The sequence below is a fragment of the Aeromonas sp. R4-1 genome (assembly GCF_040908325.1).
GTDB classification, from domain to species: Bacteria; Pseudomonadota; Gammaproteobacteria; order Enterobacterales; family Aeromonadaceae; genus Aeromonas; species Aeromonas veronii.
In genome coordinates this window covers 1-18,429 of sequence record NZ_JBFODM010000080.1, presented here as the reverse complement: position 1 = coordinate 18,429, position 18,429 = coordinate 1, and the positions used below count along the sequence as shown (strand labels likewise).

17 protein-coding genes are annotated in these 18,429 nt (G+C 61.4%); 12 read left to right on the top strand and 5 right to left on the bottom strand.

Going from position 1 to position 18,429, the window contains the following annotated elements:
• Positions 1-226: 226 nt before the first annotated feature.
• Complete coding sequence (locus AB5Y90_RS14940) at positions 227-1,177, top strand: bile acid:sodium symporter family protein (RefSeq protein WP_368167105.1); 951 nt, start codon at positions 227-229, stop codon at positions 1,175-1,177.
• Positions 1,178-1,256: 79 nt separating this feature from the next.
• Here the strand turns inward: AB5Y90_RS14940 and ovoA are convergent, their stop codons facing one another.
• Positions 1,257-3,407 carry a 5-histidylcysteine sulfoxide synthase gene (gene ovoA, locus AB5Y90_RS14935; protein WP_368167104.1) on the bottom strand — a complete coding sequence of 717 codons (2,151 nt, stop codon included), beginning with the start codon at positions 3,405-3,407 and terminating at the stop codon, positions 1,257-1,259.
• Between the two features lie 363 nt (positions 3,408-3,770).
• Here ovoA and AB5Y90_RS14930 point away from each other — a divergent pair, with 363 nt between their 5' ends.
• Positions 3,771-4,493: a head GIN domain-containing protein gene (locus tag AB5Y90_RS14930; RefSeq protein ID WP_368167102.1), complete on the top strand. Its 723-nt coding sequence runs from the start codon at positions 3,771-3,773 to the stop codon at positions 4,491-4,493.
• Positions 4,494-4,543: 50 nt separating this feature from the next.
• On the opposite strand, the gene fghA is transcribed toward AB5Y90_RS14930, so the two are convergent.
• Positions 4,544-5,380 carry an S-formylglutathione hydrolase gene (gene fghA, locus AB5Y90_RS14925; protein WP_368167100.1) on the bottom strand — a complete coding sequence of 279 codons (837 nt, stop codon included), beginning with the start codon at positions 5,378-5,380 and terminating at the stop codon, positions 4,544-4,546.
• A 48-nt stretch (positions 5,381-5,428) separates the two neighbouring features.
• Positions 5,429-6,556, bottom strand: coding sequence for an S-(hydroxymethyl)glutathione dehydrogenase/class III alcohol dehydrogenase (locus AB5Y90_RS14920; RefSeq protein ID WP_139734425.1), 1,128 nt, complete (start codon positions 6,554-6,556; stop codon positions 5,429-5,431).
• Positions 6,557-6,676: 120 nt separating this feature from the next.
• Here AB5Y90_RS14920 and AB5Y90_RS14915 point away from each other — a divergent pair, with 120 nt between their 5' ends.
• Positions 6,677-7,582 (top strand): LysR substrate-binding domain-containing protein, encoded by a 906-nt coding sequence (locus AB5Y90_RS14915; RefSeq protein WP_368167098.1) that lies wholly within the window; start codon positions 6,677-6,679, stop codon positions 7,580-7,582.
• Between the two features lie 120 nt (positions 7,583-7,702).
• Here the strand turns inward: AB5Y90_RS14915 and AB5Y90_RS14910 are convergent, their stop codons facing one another.
• The gene (locus AB5Y90_RS14910) at positions 7,703-8,566 is read right to left on the bottom strand and encodes a YicC/YloC family endoribonuclease (RefSeq protein ID WP_033135406.1); all 864 of its coding nucleotides are present in this window, start codon (positions 8,564-8,566) and stop codon (positions 7,703-7,705) included.
• Positions 8,567-8,713: 147 nt separating this feature from the next.
• Between AB5Y90_RS14910 and rph the strand changes: the two genes are divergently transcribed.
• From rph to AB5Y90_RS14865, 9 genes are all read left to right on the top strand, one after another.
• Complete coding sequence (rph, locus tag AB5Y90_RS14905) at positions 8,714-9,430, top strand: ribonuclease PH (protein WP_368167096.1); 717 nt, start codon at positions 8,714-8,716, stop codon at positions 9,428-9,430.
• 75 nt (positions 9,431-9,505) lie between these two features.
• Positions 9,506-10,159, top strand: a complete 654-nt coding sequence (pyrE, locus tag AB5Y90_RS14900; RefSeq protein WP_257696742.1) for an orotate phosphoribosyltransferase — start codon at positions 9,506-9,508, stop codon at positions 10,157-10,159.
• A 178-nt stretch (positions 10,160-10,337) separates the two neighbouring features.
• On the top strand, positions 10,338-12,767 hold the full coding sequence (locus tag AB5Y90_RS14895; RefSeq protein ID WP_368167094.1) for a heavy metal translocating P-type ATPase: 2,430 nt from the start codon (positions 10,338-10,340) through the stop codon (positions 12,765-12,767).
• A complete protein-coding gene (gene cueR, locus AB5Y90_RS14890; RefSeq protein WP_005356117.1) occupies positions 12,768-13,157 on the top strand; it encodes a Cu(I)-responsive transcriptional regulator in 390 nt (129 codons plus the stop codon). It abuts the gene before it with no gap.
• A 127-nt stretch (positions 13,158-13,284) separates the two neighbouring features.
• The gene (locus AB5Y90_RS14885) at positions 13,285-14,439 is read left to right on the top strand and encodes a GGDEF domain-containing protein (protein WP_005339596.1); all 1,155 of its coding nucleotides are present in this window, start codon (positions 13,285-13,287) and stop codon (positions 14,437-14,439) included.
• Positions 14,440-14,469: 30 nt separating this feature from the next.
• On the top strand, positions 14,470-14,733 hold the full coding sequence (locus tag AB5Y90_RS14880; protein ID WP_005339598.1) for a YihD family protein: 264 nt from the start codon (positions 14,470-14,472) through the stop codon (positions 14,731-14,733).
• A gap of 155 nt (positions 14,734-14,888) precedes the next feature.
• Complete coding sequence (gene ccoG, locus AB5Y90_RS14875) at positions 14,889-16,340, top strand: cytochrome c oxidase accessory protein CcoG (protein WP_005357450.1); 1,452 nt, start codon at positions 14,889-14,891, stop codon at positions 16,338-16,340.
• 103 nt (positions 16,341-16,443) lie between these two features.
• Entirely contained in the window at positions 16,444-17,433 is a 990-nt protein-coding gene (locus AB5Y90_RS14870; RefSeq protein ID WP_257686842.1) for a serine/threonine protein kinase, read from the top strand.
• A 137-nt stretch (positions 17,434-17,570) separates the two neighbouring features.
• On the top strand, positions 17,571-18,179 hold the full coding sequence (locus AB5Y90_RS14865) for a thiol:disulfide interchange protein DsbA/DsbL (RefSeq protein WP_005339604.1): 609 nt from the start codon (positions 17,571-17,573) through the stop codon (positions 18,177-18,179).
• Positions 18,180-18,210: 31 nt separating this feature from the next.
• On the opposite strand, the gene AB5Y90_RS14860 is transcribed toward AB5Y90_RS14865, so the two are convergent.
• Positions 18,211-18,429 (bottom strand): integrase core domain-containing protein (locus AB5Y90_RS14860; RefSeq protein WP_368166549.1); only part of this gene is annotated, 219 nt, incomplete at its 5' end.

Here is an 18,429-nt window from a genome sequence, read left to right as displayed (position 1 = left end):
TGGCGCTATCTGGCCGCGGGTCATCAACTTCCGCTATTCGACAAAGCAAAGGCGTTAAGCATTGATGAACAATTAACCGCAGCACAACGTTGCGCCTCTCCGTTATCGGGGTAAGCTGGAGGTTCGTTTTAGCGGGAGGTGCCAGACATCTCCCGCTCTGTTTCTTGTCTTCCCCAATCCTGACTGCCGCCATGGCAGCAGGATGCCCTTCTGATGGAGACCTTTCGTGCGTCTGGATCCCTTTACTGTTGTGCTGATTACGGTGGTCACCCTGGCCTCCCTCTTTCCCTGCGAGGGACAGGTGGCCGTCTGGTTTGGTCTGCTGACCAAGCTGGCGGTGGCACTCTTGTTCTTCATGCATGGCGCCAAGCTGTCGAGCCAGAACCTGCTGGCGGGCCTCGGTCACTGGCGGCTCCATCTGGTGGTGATGCTCAGCACCTTCGTGCTGTTTCCGCTGCTGGGGCTGCTGTTCACCCCGCTGGTGCCGAGCTGGCTGAGCCCGGCCATCTACCTCGGCTTCCTCTATCTCTGCGCTTTGCCAGCCACCGTGCAGTCGGCTATCGCCTTCACCTCGATGGCAGGGGGCAATGTGTCGGCGGCGGTGTGCAGCGCCTCGGCCTCCAGCATCCTCGGCATCTTCCTCTCGCCGGTGCTGGTGGGAATGATGATCCACGTGCAGGGGGAGGGGATCGACACCTGGCACTCCATCCAGTCCATCATGATGCAGCTGATGCTGCCGTTTGTGGTGGGCCACCTGTCGCGTCCGCTGATTGGTCGCTGGGTCGACAGCCATCGGCCGCTCATCGGCAAGCTGGATCAGAGCTCCATCCTGCTGGTGGTCTATGTCGCCTTCAGCGAGGCGGTGGTGCAGGGGATTTGGCATCAGGTAGGCTGGTACGATCTGGCCAGTATCGTGTTGCTGAGCTGCGTCTTGCTGGCGCTGGTACTCTGTTGGAACGTCTGGATCAGCCGTCGCCTCGGGTTCGACAAGGCGGACGAGATTACCATCGTCTTCTGCGGTTCCAAGAAAAGTCTGGCCAACGGGGTGCCGATGGCCAACGTCATGTTCCCGGCCGCCAGCGTCGGGGTGATGGTGTTGCCGCTGATGATCTTCCACCAGATCCAGCTGATGGTCTGCGCCGTGCTGGCGCGCCGCTATCACGAGCAGGGAGAGTGATACTCGCGCCGTTTTGGCTGTCATAACAAGAGGGAGGCCCGTTGGCCTCCCTCTTTTCATCTGCATGTCGACCGGCGGATTAGCGTTTGCGCCAGACAGTCAGCTGCGCCACCGTGTGCTGGTATTTGCGGGCGGTTTCGCGGATGACGAAAGGCACATCCCGCGGCGGGCAGTGCTCCTCGAACTCCGCCGCTAGCAGTCGTTGCAGCGCCTGATAAGTGGTGAGCGCCTCGCCGTTTTCGCGAATGCCGCCGAGCCAGTTGGCGGGCGGAGTATATTCCGCCAGCCAGGTATAGGGGCTGGTGAGCACCAGCAGGCCACCGCTGCGCAGTCGGGGTGCGATATCCCGCAGGAAGCGAGCGGGCTCCCGCAGCCGGTCGATCAGGTTGGAGGCGAGCACCAGACCGTAGTGGTCATATTTGGGCTTGAGGTTGCAGGCATCCCCCTGACTGAAGTGGATGCGCTCAGCCTGACTCGCCCCCAGCCCGTGGCTCGACAGGCGCGCCTCGCAATACTCCACCAGTTCACCCTCCAGCGGAATGGCATAGCGGAAGCTGTCCTGGCTGGCGAGGGCCAGCGCCACATCGATGAAGCGGGCCGAGTAGTCGACCCCGTCCACATGCTGGAAGTGGCGGGCCAGTTCGAAGCTGGCGCGGCCGGTGGCACAGCCGATATCCAGTGCCCGCTGGTGGTTGCTGCACAGCTCGCCAGCAAGATCAGCAAGCGTCTTGGCGTAGTTGGCGACCCCGAAGTGGCTCGGGCCGTACTGGAAGTCGAGGTACTGAGCGACCAGCGTGTCGGTTTCATAGGGATTCACGATAACGGGTTCCTGATAACGGGAGACCAGATAGCGGAAACCCGCATGCTGGAAGAAGTGACGCCGGAAGGCGTAACGGGATGATTTGAGCGCTTCGTTACCCGTGCTGATCCAGCTGCCGCCCTTGATCAGGGTGTGCTTGCCATCAAAGGTGGGGGTGGAGAAGTCGTCGTAGAGCGGGTGGATTTTAAAGCCGTCGAAACCGTCGATGGCGGTGCTGGTCCACTGCCAGACATTGCCCACCAGATCGAAGAACTCCCCTTGCGGGCAGGCATCCACCGGGCAGGAGGAGGCGAAACGGGCCAGATTGATATTGCCGGGGGCTTCCGTCCAGTCCGGCTGATCGCCGGGTAGCTGCTCGCGCAGCAGCATCCATTCCGCCTCGCTCGGCAGCTGGATGGGGAGTCCGGTCTGGGCCGCCTTCCAGCGACAGAAGGCAGCCGCCTCCAGCTGGTTTACCTCGACTGGCCAGTCCCAGGGCATGGCGATCTGCTCGGTCATCAGCCGCAGCTGCAACTGCCCGGGTTCGGCGGGGTCGCCGACCCAGAAGGTGGGCATCTGCGCCTTGGCGTACTGGCACCAGCCCCATCCCTCCTCATCCCACCACTGTTGCTGGCCATAGCCCCCCGCCTGGACGAAGGCGAGGTACTCGGCATTGCTCACCAGCATGCGGCTGGCCTGAAACGGGGCCAGCTCGATATGGCGCTCGCCATATTCGTTGTCCCAGCCGTAGGTGGCGTCCTGCTTGCCAAGGCGCACCTTGCCGCCGGCCATCGGCAGCAGGCTGTTGGCGGGCACCTGATCAATGCGATGGCGGGCTTCGGTGCAGGCGGGCCAATAAGGCTGCTGCCGCACCCAGGCGAGCGGCGACTGGCGGATCAGCACGCTGGAGGTCTCGAGGTGGATGCGCTCGTGCTCTATCCCCATCAGGATGACCCAGGCCGGGCTCTGCCAGTCGATGGGCAGGGTGAGCGGCATTTGGCGGATGAAATCGCACACCAGAGAACGGACTTTGGCCCGATAGCTGCGCAGCTCGCTGACCTTGGGCCAGTCGTAGTGGGTCTCGTCCAGATCGTCCCAGCTCATCTCGTCCACCCCGATGGCGACCATGGCCTCGATGCGGGCATCCAGCCGCTGGTCGATCAGGCGTGCCGCCAGCAGCTTGTTGATGAAGAAGGCGGCGGTGTGGCCGTAGTAGAAGATGAGCGGATGGCGCAGCGGGATCGCCTTGTTGAACCAGGCCCGCTCATCGGCCAGACAGTCGAACAGCGAGTCGTAGAGATCGAAGGTCTGGCAGAAGTAGGTGAGCAGTTCGCGTCGTTTCTGCTCGGGATCGCTGCCGGTCAGCAGCGGGGTGCGAGTCGGTTCCGGCAGACCGGTGGCGGTGGCATAGAGAGGGCTTGCTTGGGTCACGCTCTGGCTCCTTGTTGGCAGTGAAGACTGACAAGACAGTGGTAATGACATTACCGCAATGGAGAGCTTGGTACGCACGAAGTACCACTATTGGCTCAACAGACCGGCAGGGCAATTAAAAACTTCCACGGGCTGTCAGCATAGTGACCGGCAGGACGACCCGCCAATCAGCCACAATCATATCCGTTCGAGAATGGTTATTTTCACCAAAATATGGTCTAAATGGCTCTCTTGATTCTTCTGTCTGTTCTGGTTGAAATGGTTATTTCCTTTTGAATCATTAGGTTAATTTTTGGCTCACGCTTTGCAGAGCATGAAAACCAATTGGCCCTGGATGGCCAACACATAAGGAGGAGAGTAGCGATGAAATGGATGATGGTTGTCATGTTGATGGCAGGGCTCAGTGGTTGTCACTGGCTGGATCAGACCAGAGTGACCGGAACGGGAGCTGTGGTCGAGCGCCAGCAGGCGCTTGGTGACGGGGTGACCCGGGTGCTGGCGGGGGTGCCTGCCACCCTCCATCTGGTTGCGGGGGAGCCGCGCGGTATCCTGATCAAGGGGCAGGAGAACCTGCTGCCCTATCTGGTGCTGACCGAGAGTGGCGACAAGCTGGAGATCGAGGTGAAGGAGGGTTACCGGCTCGATCCTACCGAGCCGGTGGAGCTGACCATCACCTTGCCGGTGTTGAACGAACTGGCATTGGCCGGGACCGGCAACGGCGATCTGAGCGGCTTCAAGGGCGATGAGCTGGTGCTGTCGGTGGCCGGTACCGGTGACATCGTCGCCAGTCAGCTGGAGCTGAAACGGCTGGAAGGAAATATCGCTGGCACCGGCAGTCTGGAGCTGGGCAGCGGTTCGGCACAGGCCATCGAGCTGAACATTGCCGGATCTGGCGACGTGCTCGGGAGCGAGATGCGCGGCAACGAGGTAGAGGTCAATATCGCCGGTAGTGGTGATGTGGCGGTACGGGCGCAGGAGACGCTGAAAGTCGGCATCGCCGGCTCAGGCAACATCGCCTACTGGGGCGATCCCAAGGTGGAGCAGCAGATCGCAGGCTCCGGCGGCGTGACCCGAGCGGGCAGCTGATATCAACCGATCACCACAACTGAAACAGGCCCGCAACGGGCCTGTTTTGATTAGAGGTGGCGGGCGTGAAAGCGCAGGTGCGCCTCGATAAAGCTCGCCACGAAGTAGTAGCTGTGGTCATAGCCCTCGTGGCGGTTGAGCTCCAGCGGCCACTCCTTGCTGGCTGCCACCTCGGCCAGCGCATCGATATGCAACTGCTCGGCGAGGAAGGGATCATCCAGCCCCACATCCACCAGGGTTGGTAGCGGCGTGACCGGCTGGTGGCGCAGCAGCTGGCAGGCATCCCACTCCTGCCACAACAAGGGATTGCTGCCGAGGTAGGCGCCGAGCGCCTTCTGGCCCCAGGGGCAGCGGCTCGGGTGGCAGATCGGGCTGAACGCCGAGACCGAGCGGTAGCGACCCGGCTCTCGCAACGCGGCGATCAGCGCACCGTGACCGCCCATGGAGTGGCCACTGATGGCGCGTCGGGTCGAGACCGGGAAGTAGGTCTCTATCAAGTCAGGCAGCTCGCGGGTGACGTAGTCATACATCTGGTAGTGAGTCTGCCAAGGGCTCTGGCTGGCATTGACGTAAAAGCCTGCCCCTATGCCGAGGTCATAACCGGGGTCGTCGGCTACGCCGTCGCCGCGAGGGCTGGTGTCCGGTGCTACCAGTGCTATGCCCAGCTCGGCGGCGATACGCTGGGCCCCCGCCTTCTGCATGAAGTTCTCATCGGTGCAGGTGAGGCCGGAGAGCCAGTAGAGCACGGGCACCTTCTGGCCGGTGAGGGCCTGGGGCGGCAGATAGATGGCGAAGCGCATCTCGCAGCCGAGCACGCTGGAGCTGTGGCTGTAGCGCTTGTGCCAGCCGCCGAAGTTCTTGTTGCTGCTGATAATCTCCAGATTCATCGAAGGACTCCTGCACCCCGCCCACGATGGCGGGCGGGGTGATCATGCTCAGTAGTGGATGACGGTGCGGATGCTCTTGCCTTGGTGCATCAGATCGAACGCCTCGTTGATCTGCTCAAGCGGCATGGTGTGGGTGATGAAGTCATCGAGGCGGAACTCGCCCTGCATGTAGCGCTGCACATAGCTCGGCAGTTCACTGCGACCGCGTACCCCGCCGAAGGCGCTGCCGCGCCAGACCCGACCGGTCACCAGCTGGAACGGACGGGTGCTGATCTCCTGACCCGCTCCGGCCACGCCGATGATGACCGACTCGCCCCAACCCTTGTGGCAGCACTCCAGCGCCGCACGCATCACCTTGACGTTACCGATGCACTCGAAGGAGAAGTCGACGCCGCCATCGGTCAGCTCGACGATCACCTCCTGAATCGGTTTGTCGTAATCGTTCGGGTTGATGCAGTCGGTGGCGCCCAGCTTGCGGGCCAGTTCGAACTTGCTCTCGTTGATGTCGATGGCGATGATGCGACCGGCCTTGGCCAGACGAGCCCCGATCACCGCCGAGAGGCCGATGCCCCCCAGCCCGAAGATGGCGACGCTCTCACCCTCTTTCACCTTGGCGGTGTTCATCACGGCGCCGATGCCGGTGGTGACGCCGCAGCCGAGCAGGCAGACCTCTTCCAGCGGGGCGGCCGGGTCTACCTTGGCGATGGAGATCTCGGGCAGTACCGTGTATTCGCTGAAGGTGGAGGTGCCCATGTAGTGATAGATGGGCTGGCCATCTTTCGAGAAGCGGGTGGTACCGTCCGGCATCAGCCCCTTGCCCTGGGTGGCGCGGATCTTCTGGCACAGGTTGGTCTTGCCGGATTTGCAGAATTTGCACTCGCCGCATTCGGGGGTGTAGAGCGGGATCACATGATCCCCCACCTTGACGCTGGTGACCCCTTCGCCGACCGATTCGACGATGCCGCCCCCCTCGTGGCCGAGAATACAGGGGAAGACCCCTTCCGGATCTTCACCGGAGAGGGTGAAGGCATCGGTGTGGCAGACGCCGGTGGCGACGATGCGCACCCGCACCTCGCCCGCTTGTGGCGGCATGACCTCGATCTCTTCGATGGAGAGGGGCTGACCCGGGCCCCAGGCGATGGCGGCTTTACACTTGATGCTTTGAACCTGTGCCATGAATGACATCCTTCTTGTTGAGCAGGGTGAACAGAGATGAGTTCGGACATTCAGTGTAGTTTCCCGTCGATTTGGTGATAATGAGGGCAAATCTCAAATCACTTTTACACACAGGTAATAATGTTCGGCTGGGAAGGGATCTGTGAATTTGTCAGCGTGGCGGAGCAGGGGGGCTTTACCCCGGCGGCGCGCAAGCTGGGAGTGTCGGTGGCACAAGTCAGCCGTCAGGTGGCACAGCTGGAAGATCGGCTGCAGGCCAAGCTGCTGCTGCGCACCACCCGTCAGGTGCGGCTCACCGAACTTGGCGAGATCTACTATCGCCACTGTCGTCAGCTGCTGGACAACCTCTACGAGGCGGAGCTGGCGGTGGGGAGCCATCAGGCGGTGCCGCAGGGCACCCTGCGCATTACGGCCCCCGTCTCCTACGGCGAGAGCCGCATCGCCCCGCTGGTGAATGACTTCATGGTGCGTTTCCCCCAGCTGGAGGTAACGCTCAACCTCACCAACCAGCTGCTGGATCTGGTGCACGAGGGCTACGATCTGGCGCTGCGGCTCGGCCATCTCAAGGATTCGACGCTGGTGGCGCGCAAGCTGGCACAGCGGGTGCCCTATGTCTGCGCCTCACCGGCTTACACCGCCCGCCACGGCATGCCCAACAGCCTCTCCGAGCTGACTCGCCACACCAGTCTGGTGGGCAACAGCGACGAGTGGCACTTCACCCTGGATGGCCGCCCCCACAGCGTGCGGGTGCGCGGCTTGTTGCAGTGCAACAGCGGCCATGCCCTGCTGGATGCGGCGCTCAAGGGGATCGGCATCATCCAGCTGCCGGACTACTACGTGAGCGACCATCTGGCCCGGGGGGAGCTGATCGAGCTGCTGCCCGAACTGCGGGCTCCGGCGGAGGGGATCTGGGCCCTCTATCCCCATAACCGCCACCTCTCCCCCAAGGTTCGATTGCTGGTGGACTACCTCGCCGAGCGGCTGAGCGACCCGCACCAACCGGCGCTGTTGATGCCGATAGGTTAGGGCGCTCCCCAGCAGTTGACTCACCGGCGGCGGGCGACAGGTGCGATGGCCTGAAAATAAAAGAGCCCTTGAGGAATCAAGGGCTCTTTTGCAGGCAACAACCGGATGGTCAGTGACCCATCACTCGATGTTCTGGATCTGCTCGCGCATCTGCTCGATAAGGACTTTCAGCTCGACGGCGGACTGGGTCACTTCGGCGTTGATCGACTTTGAGCCAAGCGTGTTCGACTCGCGGTTGAACTCCTGCATCATAAAGTCGAGACGACGGCCGCAGGCGCCACCCTTCTTCATGATCTTGTTGGTCTCGCTGATGTGCATCTCCAGACGATCCAGCTCTTCGGCCACGTCGATCTTCTGGGCCAGCATGACGATCTCCTGCTCGATGCGGGCCGGATCCAGCTCCACCTTGGCTTCGGCCAGACGGTCGGTGAGCTTCTGGCGCTGCCACTCGATGATCTGCGGCAGGTGGACGCGCACCTTCTTCACTTCCACCTGAATACCGGCCAGACGCTGTTCGATCAGGGCTTTGAGGTTGGCCCCTTCGCTGGCGCGGGAGGCGAGGAAATCTTCCATGGTCTGGTCAAAACCGCCGAGCAGCTCGGTGGCGACCGCGTCCATGTCCTGTTCGGCGGCAGCCATGACGCCCGGCCAGCGCAGCACGTCGACCGGGTTGAGCTGGCCCTGGCCTGCTTCTTTCATTACCCAGTTGGCGCTGTCGATGATGAGCTTGGCCAGCTCTTCATTGATATGGAGTTGGCTGGCAGCGGCCTGAGCGGCTTCAAAACGCAGGTTGCACTCCACCTTGCCGCGCTGCAGCTTGGCGCGGAAACGCTCACGCAGTACCGGCTCCAGGCTGCGCAGTTGCTCCGGCAGGCGAATGTAGGTTTCCAGATAGCGCTGGTTTACCGAACGAATTTCCCAAACGGCTGTGCCCCAGTCGCCCTTGAATTCCTTGCGGGCGTAGGCGGTCATGCTGTGAATCATTGATTGTTCCGGGCTTGATGAAGTGTGCGGCCAGTATACTCAGCCCGGCCCTGCTCGTCAGCCGATGCCGTGGTTTTAGCGGCTGATATTTGGGGCGGGATCACTTATAATCCCCCGCCAATTTGAGCCAGCCCAGAGGTCCGTTCCATGTCACGTCCCAGCGATCGCAGTGCCGCGCAACTTCGCCCGGTTACCATTACCCGCAATTTCACCAAACATGCAGAAGGCTCAGTGCTGGTGGAGTTCGGTAACACTCGCGTGCTCTGCACCGCCAGCGTCGACACCAGCGTGCCGCGCTTTCTGAAAGGGAAGAATCAGGGCTGGGTAACCGCCGAATACGGCATGCTGCCACGCTCCACCCACTCCCGGATGAACCGCGAAGCGGCCTCCGGCAAGCAGAGTGGCCGCACCCTGGAGATCTCCCGGCTGATCGCCCGCTCCCTGCGCGCCGCAGTAGACCTGACCGCGCTGGGCGAGCACTCCATCACAGTTGACTGCGACGTACTGCAGGCCGACGGTGGTACCCGCACCGCCGCCATTACCGGTGCCTGCGTGGCGCTGGTGGATGCGCTGAACTGGATGGTCGAGAAGGGCATGATCAAGCAGAGCCCGCTCAAGCAGATGATCGCCGCCGTCTCCGTCGGCATGTATCAGGGTGAAGCCATCTGCGATCTGGAGTACATCGAAGACTCCGCCGCCGAGACCGACATGAACGTGGTGATGACCGAAGATGGTCGCATCATCGAGGTGCAGGGCACCGCGGAGGCCGAGCCCTTCACCCACGAAGAGCTGCTGGAGATGCTGGCCCTCGCCAAGGGCGGCATCGCCGACATCATTGCGCTGCAGAAGCAGTCACTTTCATAATTTTAAAAACGCGGCATTGACCGCGTTTTTTTATACCCCCACACAAGACAACGACAAGCCAAGCAAGGAGCCAGAATGAAAGCCTACCAGCGTCAATTTATCGAGTTCGCCCTGGAGAAACAGGTCCTCAAATTCGGTGAATTTACCCTGAAATCCGGTCGTAAAAGCCCCTACTTCTTCAACGCAGGTCTGTTCAACAGCGGCCGCGATCTGGCCCGTCTCGGCCGCTTCTATGCCGCCGCCCTGATGGATGCCGGTATCGAGTTCGATGTGCTGTTTGGCCCGGCCTACAAGGGGATCCCCATCGCCTCCGCCACTGCCGTACAGCTGGTGGAGCAGCACGATGTGGACGTGCCCTGGTGCTTCAACCGCAAGGAGGCCAAGGATCACGGCGAGGGTGGCAATCTGGTGGGCAGCCCGCTCAAGGGGCGCGTCATGCTGGTGGATGACGTCATCACCGCCGGCACCGCTATCCGCGAATCCATGGATCTGATCCAGGCCAACGGCGCCTCGCTGGCTGGCGTACTGATCGCGCTGGACCGTCAGGAGAAGGGCAAGGGCGAGCTCTCCGCCATTCAGGAGGTGGAGCGTGACTACAGCGCCCACATCATCGCCATCATCCAGATGAGCGACCTGATTGCCTATCTGGAAGAGAAGCAGGCCGAGCAGCCGGAGCTGGCGGCGCAATTGGCTGCCATGAAGGCTTACCGCGCTCAGTACGGTATCTGAGTTCAGCTCACACCGCGCAATAGCTGAATGCGGCGCCCGTTTGCTCTCTGGCAGCAAACGGGCGCCGTTTTTTAATCTGCAAAAAGTGGAGCATGTGGCTTGAGCTTGCCCTTACAGTAAAGGTTAGGGTTTGCCCGTCGGCGTTTTGTGGTGCCGACGGGTTCCGGGGAGGAACAACATGACCACTCATCTTCAATCACCCATTCATCTGCAGTTGCCGCTCAGCGGCATGAGCTGCGCCAACTGCGCAGGCCGCATCACGACCGCCCTCAACAAGCTCGACGGGGTATCGGCCACCGTCAACTTCGCGCTGGAGCAGGCGGCCATCGAGCTGGCCAGCCCCGATCGCCTGCCTGCGGTGCTCGACAGCATCAAGAGTCAGGGTTACGACTACGGCAGCGAGACCTTTTTGTTCCAAATTACCGGCATGACTTGTGCCGGTTGTTCGGCTCGGTTGAACAAGATGCTGGCCGCGCTGCCCGGCGTTATCTCGGCCGAGGTCAATTTCTCTATCGAACAGGCCCGCATCGTGCTGGTCCCCGGGATGCAGACGCCCGCCGCTTTGCGCGAGCAGATCGAAGCGCTCGGCTTTGGCGCCCAGCTGGCACAAGGCTCGGCCAGCGGCCGCCGCCAGCAGTTGCTGGAGCGGGAAGCGCAGGAGGCCGCCACAGCCCGTCAGGCTCAAACCCGGGTCATCGTCTCGGCTTTGCTGACGTTGCCGCTGCTGGTGGGGATGCTGGCCATGGCCGGACTGTTCCCCTGGCATCTACCCGCCTGGCTGGAGCTGCTGCTCGCCACCCCGGTGCAGTTCTGGGTAGGCAGACGCTTCTATCGCGGTGCCTGGCTCGCCATCAAGAACCGCGCAGCCAATATGGATGTGCTGGTAGCAACCGGCACCAGCGCTGCCTACTTCTACAGCCTCTATCTGTTGTTGACGCTGGGGATGGCGGCCAGCGGCAAGCTCTATTTCGAGGCGAGCGCTATCATCATCACCCTGATCTCCCTCGGCAAGTTGCTGGAGGCACGGGCCAGACGCAGCACCCAGTCCGCTATTCGCGAACTGATGGCGCTGCGGCCGGAAACCGCCACCGTCTGGCGTGGCGAGAACTGGCAGAGCGTCGCCATCGACGAGGTGCTGCGTGGCGATCGGCTGCGGGTGCTGGTGGGCGAGCGGGTGCCGGTGGATGGCAAAATCGTGAGCGGCGCCAGCGAACTGGACGAGTCGATCCTCACCGGCGAGAGCCTGCCGGTGCCGCGCAGTGTGGGCGACAAGGTGCTGGGCGGTGCAATCAACCGCTCCGGTGTGCTGGAGATCGAAGCCACTACCGTGGGGGAGGATTCCAGCCTCAGCAAGATCATCGCGCTGGTGGAGAGCGCCCAGATGGGCAAGGCGCCGCTGCAACAGCTGGTGGACAAGGTCTCCGCCATCTTCGTGCCGGTGGTGATGGCCATCGCCCTGTTCACCCTGCTGGTGTGGTACGCCATCAGCAACGACTTCGCTCAGGCACTGCTGGCGGCTGTGGCGGTGCTGGTGATCGCCTGTCCTTGCGCGCTGGGGCTGGCAACGCCGGCGGCCATCGTCACCGGTACCGGAGTGGCGGCACGCCACGGCATTCTGATCAAGGATGTGGATACCCTGCAGAAGGCCCACGCCATCAAGGCGCTTATCTTCGACAAGACCGGCACGCTCACTCAGGGCAAGCCTGTGCTGGCTAGCTGGAGCGGCAATGACGAGCAGTTGCATCTGGCCGCCGCCCTGCAGCAGGCGAGCGAACACCCGCTGGCGCTGGCGATGCGCGAGGCGGTCGGCAGCGGGGTGGCACTGCCTCAGCCCGACGCGGTCGAGGTGCGGGTCGGTGCCGGCATAGTCGGTCAGGTGGCGGGCCACAGTGTCGCCATCGGCAATGGTTCCCTGCTGGCCCAGCTCGGCATTGAACCGCCGCAACAGGATGAACAAGCCGCCGATGGGGCGACCCGGGTTTGGGTTGCCATCGACGGTGCTGTGGTTGGTATCGCCGCTTTGGCCGATACCCTGCGCCCCGAGAGTCCGGAAGCTATCGCCACCCTGCGTCAGCGCGGTATCGCCAGCTGGCTGGTGAGCGGCGATGCACCGGCACCGGTGGCCCATATCGCCGCCAAGCTGGGGCTGGACGGGGCCTTTGACTCCGTGCTGCCAGCGGGCAAGGTGGAGAAAGTGGAGGCGCTGCGGGCGCAAACCCGCGGGCTGGTGGCTATGGTGGGGGATGGAGTGAACGATGCCCCGGCGCTGGCGGCGGCGGACGTCGGTATCGCCATGGGCTCCGGCTCCGACGTGGCGATGGAAACTGCCGCCATCACCCTGATGCGATCTGACCCGCGGTTGGTGGCCGATGCCATCGACATCTCGGCGGCGACCTGGCGCACCATTCAGCAGAATCTGTTCTGGGCCTTCGTATTCAACATCATCGGCATTCCGCTGGCGGCGCTGGGCTACCTGAGCCCCGAGCTGGCGGGGGCGGCCATGGCCCTAAGCAGCATCACAGTATTGAGCAATTCCCTGTTATTGAAACGCTGGCAGCCCAGGGCGGCGCACGGGCCAGCATCCAACCCGATCAGTAAGGAGGCATAAATGAACATCAGCAAGGTTGCCAAGGCCACTGGGCTGACCGCCAAGACCATCCGTTATTACGAGAGCATTGGCCTCATCACTGCCCCGGTACGCAGTGACAACGGCTATCGCAGTTACACCGAGGGGGCGCTGCGCGAGCTGCGTTTCGTCAAGCGGGCGCGGGAGACCGGCTTCAATCTGGAGGAGTGTCAGGAGCTGCTGGCGCTCTATCGGGACGAACACAGAACCAGTGCCCAGGTGAAGAAGCTGGCGCAGGAGAAGATCGTCGATCTGCGCGCTCGCATCGCCGGGCTGCAGGCCATGCTTACCTCCCTGGAAGGGTTGGTTTGCTGCTGCCACGGGGATGAAAATCCCGAGTGCCCGATCCTCGACGAATTGGAGAAGGGGTGAGCAAGGACTCACCTGCCAGCGCAGAAGAAATCGTTATTGATTGATTAACTTCTTAATAAGCGGCGCTTTATTGTTGCGGGTCAGGGGGTAATGGTAGACTGCTCGGCTCTTGTACAGGAGTACTCAGTTGACCCAGAGTGTGACACGCCAGGTTAAGCAGGCCATTATGGCCCAGCTCTATACCCATGCATCGTTCAGTCTCCCCTGTTTGGGCGTGTTGGCATTTGGCTGGAGTCTGCTGTTTCACGACTATCTACCCGCCATCGAAGCGCTCGGTTGGCTGGCAGGCACTTTCCTGTGGCTGCTGGGTCGGGGCTGGCACCTGCGCTGGCGCCGAGCCCGCCTGCACCAGACGCCGTTGCCGGTGCTGGAGCGGGAGCTCTTTATCGGAGCCACCATCACCTCCATCATCTGGGCCCTCGGGGTGCTGCTCTACATGGACAAGCTGCCCGATACCTACCGGGCCGCCATGATGATGCTCTCCAGCCTCATTCTTACCGGCAGCGCCATCATGCTGTTTGGCAGCCGCCGCACCCTCTATGGTTCCGCCCTGCCGCTGGGCATGGCGATGCTGTTCGAGCTGGGCAATGGCAACGAGCAGGAGCGGATTGTCTCCTGCATGCTGGCGGGCTATCTGTTTGTCTTTCTGCCGACCCTGTTGCGCCGGATGCGGCGGGATCAGATCGCCTCGCTCCACCACCGTTTCTCCAACGCCGAACTGGTTGCCGAACTGAAGGCTGTCTCCGAGCATTTGCGCCTCACCTCTCGCCTCGACGGCCTGACCGGCATCGCCAACCGTGCCCATCTCGACGACTCTCTGGAGCGGGCCTGGCGGCGCTGCCATCGCGCCCGGGCGCCGTTGTCGCTGGTGCTGGTGGATGTGGATTACTTCAAGCAGTTCAACGATCTTTACGGCCATCAGCTGGGGGATGACTGCCTGCAACAGGTGGCGGGGCTGCTGGCCGAGGTGGAGCGGCGCGAGGACGATCTGGCGGCCCGTTACGGTGGCGAAGAGTTTGCCTTGCTGCTGCCCTGCACCGGCATGCAGGGGGCACTGCAGGTGGCGGACAATGTGCGGCAGGCGCTCAAGGAGCTGGCCATCCCGCACCAGAAATCGCTGGTCTCCGGTCGGGTCACATGTAGTTTTGGTGTTGCGACACTGATACCGGACAACAGCATGAAAATCGCCGATTTGATCCAAAAAGCGGATGCGGCACTCTATCAGGCCAAGCATAATGGGCGGGATCGAATCGAAGTAGCCTTGATGGGTAAGGTTGCCTGAATTTAACGTGACAGATTAAAGAGGTTGTCTATGCAATGTCATCGTATCGAAGAGCTGCTGGAGTTGTTGCAGCCTGCCTGGATCAAGGAACAGGATCTCAGCCTGGTGCAGTTTGTTGCCAAACTGGCCCAAGAAGCGGGATTTGAAGGGCCTCTGTCCGAGCTGACCGACGACATGCTGATCTATCACCTCAAAATGCGGGAATCCGACAAGCAGGCGATGATCCCCGGTCTGGCCAAGGATCATGTGCCCGATTTCAAAGAGGCACTGCTCAAGGCGCGCGGAATCAAGTGAATCTTTAGCGGAAGCGCATCACCTCGGGGTGATGCGCTTTTTTGTTGCCGAAAATTGAGATCCAACCCCAATATTAGATACATCTAATCCACACAATTAGCATGCTGTTTAAGATATAATCCGCTCCATAACAAATAAGGGAGCGATGTCTTGCAATGGCCGACCACGATAAAATCGATATCAAGGACGTCACCGACAAGGGCGTAACCGGGACCTTCAACCCCAATACGTTCAAAGCCAGCGACGACAGATTCAACCCGGGCAACCGCATCTATGTGCGGGCTCAGAAAGGGTATTGGCAGCGGATGCGCAAGGCCATGGGCTGGTTCTTTGTGGCGCTGTTCGTGCTGCTGCCCTGGTTGCGTTACGATGGGCGACAGGCGGTGCTGTTCGACCTCGGTCACCAGCAGTTCCATATCTTTGGCGCCACCATCTGGCCGCAGGATCTGACCCTGCTCGCCTGGCTCTTCATGATCGCCGCCTTCGGACTCTTCTTTATTACCACCTTCCTCGGTCGGGTCTGGTGTGGCTATCTCTGCCCGCAGACGGTCTGGACCTTCATGTTCATCTGGTTTGAAGAGAAGCTGGAAGGGCCCGCCAACAAACGGCGCAAGCTGGACGAGGCACCCTGGAGCGGCGAGAAGCTGGCTCGCAAGGGGGCCAAGCATCTGGCCTGGCTGGCGATCTCTCTGGTGACCGGCCTGACCTTCGTCGCCTACTTCCAGGATGTAACTGAACTGGTGCCGGACCTCTTCACCCTGCAGGCCAGCGGATGGGTGCTGTTCTGGGTGATCTTCTTCACCATCATTACCTACGGCAACGCTGGCTGGATGCGTGCCATCATGTGTATCCACATGTGCCCCTATGCCCGCTTCCAGTCCGCCATGTTCGACAAGGACACCTTCATCGTCGGCTATGACACCAAGCGTGGCGAGACCCGTGGCGCCCGTTCCCGCAAGGCGGATCCCAAGGCGATGGGGCTGGGTGACTGTATCGACTGCGATCTTTGCGTGCAGGTCTGCCCGACCGGTATCGATATTCGCGACGGCCTGCAGTACGAGTGCATCAACTGCGGCGCCTGCGTTGATGCCTGCGACCAGACCATGGAGCGGATGGGCTACCCGAAAGGGCTCATCAGTTACACCACCGAGCACAAGCTGGCCAACGACTCCACCCATGTGGCGCGGCCCAAGTTGATCGGTTACGGGCTGGTGATGGCGGTGATGCTGGGGGTGTTTGTCTACAACGCCATGTCCATCATGCCGATGGGGCTCGATATCCTGCGGGATCGCAACCAGCTGTTCCGCGAAAACAGCGAGGGGCTGATTGAGAACACCTACACCCTCAAGATCCTCAACAAGACCCTGCAGTCCCAGACCTACCAGCTGGATGTGGAGGGCTTGCCCGAGTATCAGTGGTTCGGCCCCCGTGAAGTGACCCTGAAGGCGGGCGAGATCTACACCCTGCCGGTCAGTCTGGCGGTCGATCCTTACAACCTGAAACGGCCGGCGCTGGATATCCAGTTTGTGCTGAAACGGGAGGGGGCTGCGCCCGATGACAGCAAGGGCAACCTGCGCCAGGGCAGCAAGTTTATCAGCCGGTTGTAACTGCGTGTGGATGCGGGCCGGGCGTGACACCAGTCCGGTCACCAGCGAGCACGGCAATGGCGGGTAGTAGTGATAGAATGGGGCGCAACGGCGCCCCTTTCTTATGGTGGATGACATGCGTTTCAACTATTCCGACCTCAATCCCGACCTCATCATGGATGCGCTCGATCTCAGTGGCCTGCGGCTCGACTCCGGTCTTATCGAGCTCAACAGTTACGAAAACCGGGTCTATCAGTTTCAGGATGAGGATCGTCGCAGCTATGTGGTGAAGTTCTACCGTCCCGGCCGCTGGAGCCGGGCCCAGATCCTCGAGGAGCACGAGTTTGCCACCCGCCTCGCAGAGGCGGAGATCCCGGTCGCCGCACCGCTCACCTTCGCGGGTGAGACCCTGCTGGAGCACGAGGGCTACCCCTTTGCCATCTGGCAGAGCGTCGGTGGCCGCCAGTTCGAGGTGGATAACCTCGATCAGCTGGAGTGGGTAGGGCGTTTCCTCGGTCGCATTCATCAGATCGGTGCCAGCAAGCCGTTCCACCATCGGGTGCGACTCGATGTGGAGAGCATGCTGCACGAACCGCGTCAGCTGCTGGCGTCTGGCGAGTGGCTGCCAAGCGGGCTGGCGAAGCAATTCTTCGGGGTGCTGGACGAGCTGATCAAGCATGTCAGCGACGCCATGACCCTGGATGTGGCGCAGATCTCCCTGCATGGCGATTGCCACCCGGGCAACATCCTGTGGCGTGATGGCCCCATGTTTGTCGACCTCGATGATTGCCGCACCGGCCCCGCGATTCAGGATCTCTGGATGATGCTGAGCGGCGAGCGCCACGAGCAGCAGATCCAGCTCGACACCCTGCTGGCGGGCTACGAGGAGTTTATGGAGTTCGACTCGCGGGAGCTGGCGCTGATCGAGCCGCTGCGGGCGATGCGCATCGTTCACTACATGGCGTGGCTGGCGCGGCGCTGGGAAGATCCCGCCTTCCCCCGTCACTTCCCCTGGTTCAATACCGATCACTACTGGCGCCAGCAGATTGCGACACTGCACGATCAGCTGGAGGCACTCAAGGCGCCGCCGTTGAGTCTGATGCCAAACTGGTGAAATAGAAGGGATCTTGCGCGGCAAGGGGGACTCGATCTCCGGCCCTTACCATTGACGTCAGCATGGCGAAACAATAGGCTTGGCACTGCTTCGGTTCGCCGGGCGTGCCTCACAGTGATCCCTTAACAGGAAACATCATGAAAAAAGTTCTATTTTTCCTTGCTGCCATGCTGATGATCCCCATGGTTCACGCCGCCCCCGAGTTCAAGGAAGGCGTCAACTACGATGTGGTCAAACAGACTGGCAGTGCTCAGCCGGAAGTGATGGAGTTTTTCTCCTACTACTGCCCGCACTGCGCTACCTTCGAACCGATCGTTGAACAGTTGAAGGCCGGGTTGCCAGAGGGTGTGCCCCTCAAGAAGAACCCGGTTGCTTTCCTCGGTCGCGAGATGGGCCCCGAGATGCAGCGTGCCTACGCTGTTGCCAGCCTGCTCAATGCCGAAGCCAAGCTGACTCCGGCCATCTTCACCAAGATCCACACCCAGCGTCAGCCGCCGATGAGCCGTGACGATGTGAAGAAGATCTTCGTGGACAACGGCGTACCGGCTGAAGAGTTCGATGGTGCCGTCGACAGCTTCGCCGTCTCCGGCATGGTCTCCCAGTTCGATCGCAACACCGAGAGCTACAACATTCGCGGTGTACCGGCCTTCCTGGTGAACGGCAAGTACATGGTGAAGATTGAATCCATCACCTCTCAAGAGCAGTTCAACAAGCTGGTGCAGTTCCTGCTGGCCAAGAAAGACTGATACCCCTTGAGTGTCTAGTCCTGAAATAGGTTTACACATTTTCAACTAGCATTTCTCTACTCAGAACCCCCCTATGTACCGCATCGGGGGTTCTGTATTTCAACGCATGATGCGGCCGCTCCGCGTTGTAAATATCCACCGCTTCACGCACCATCTCCCGCGCTTGCGCCAAATCCTGCGGGCTTTGTAGCAATAACTCTCCTTTCAAAATCCCGTTCACCCGCTCCGCCAACGCATTCTGGTAACAGTC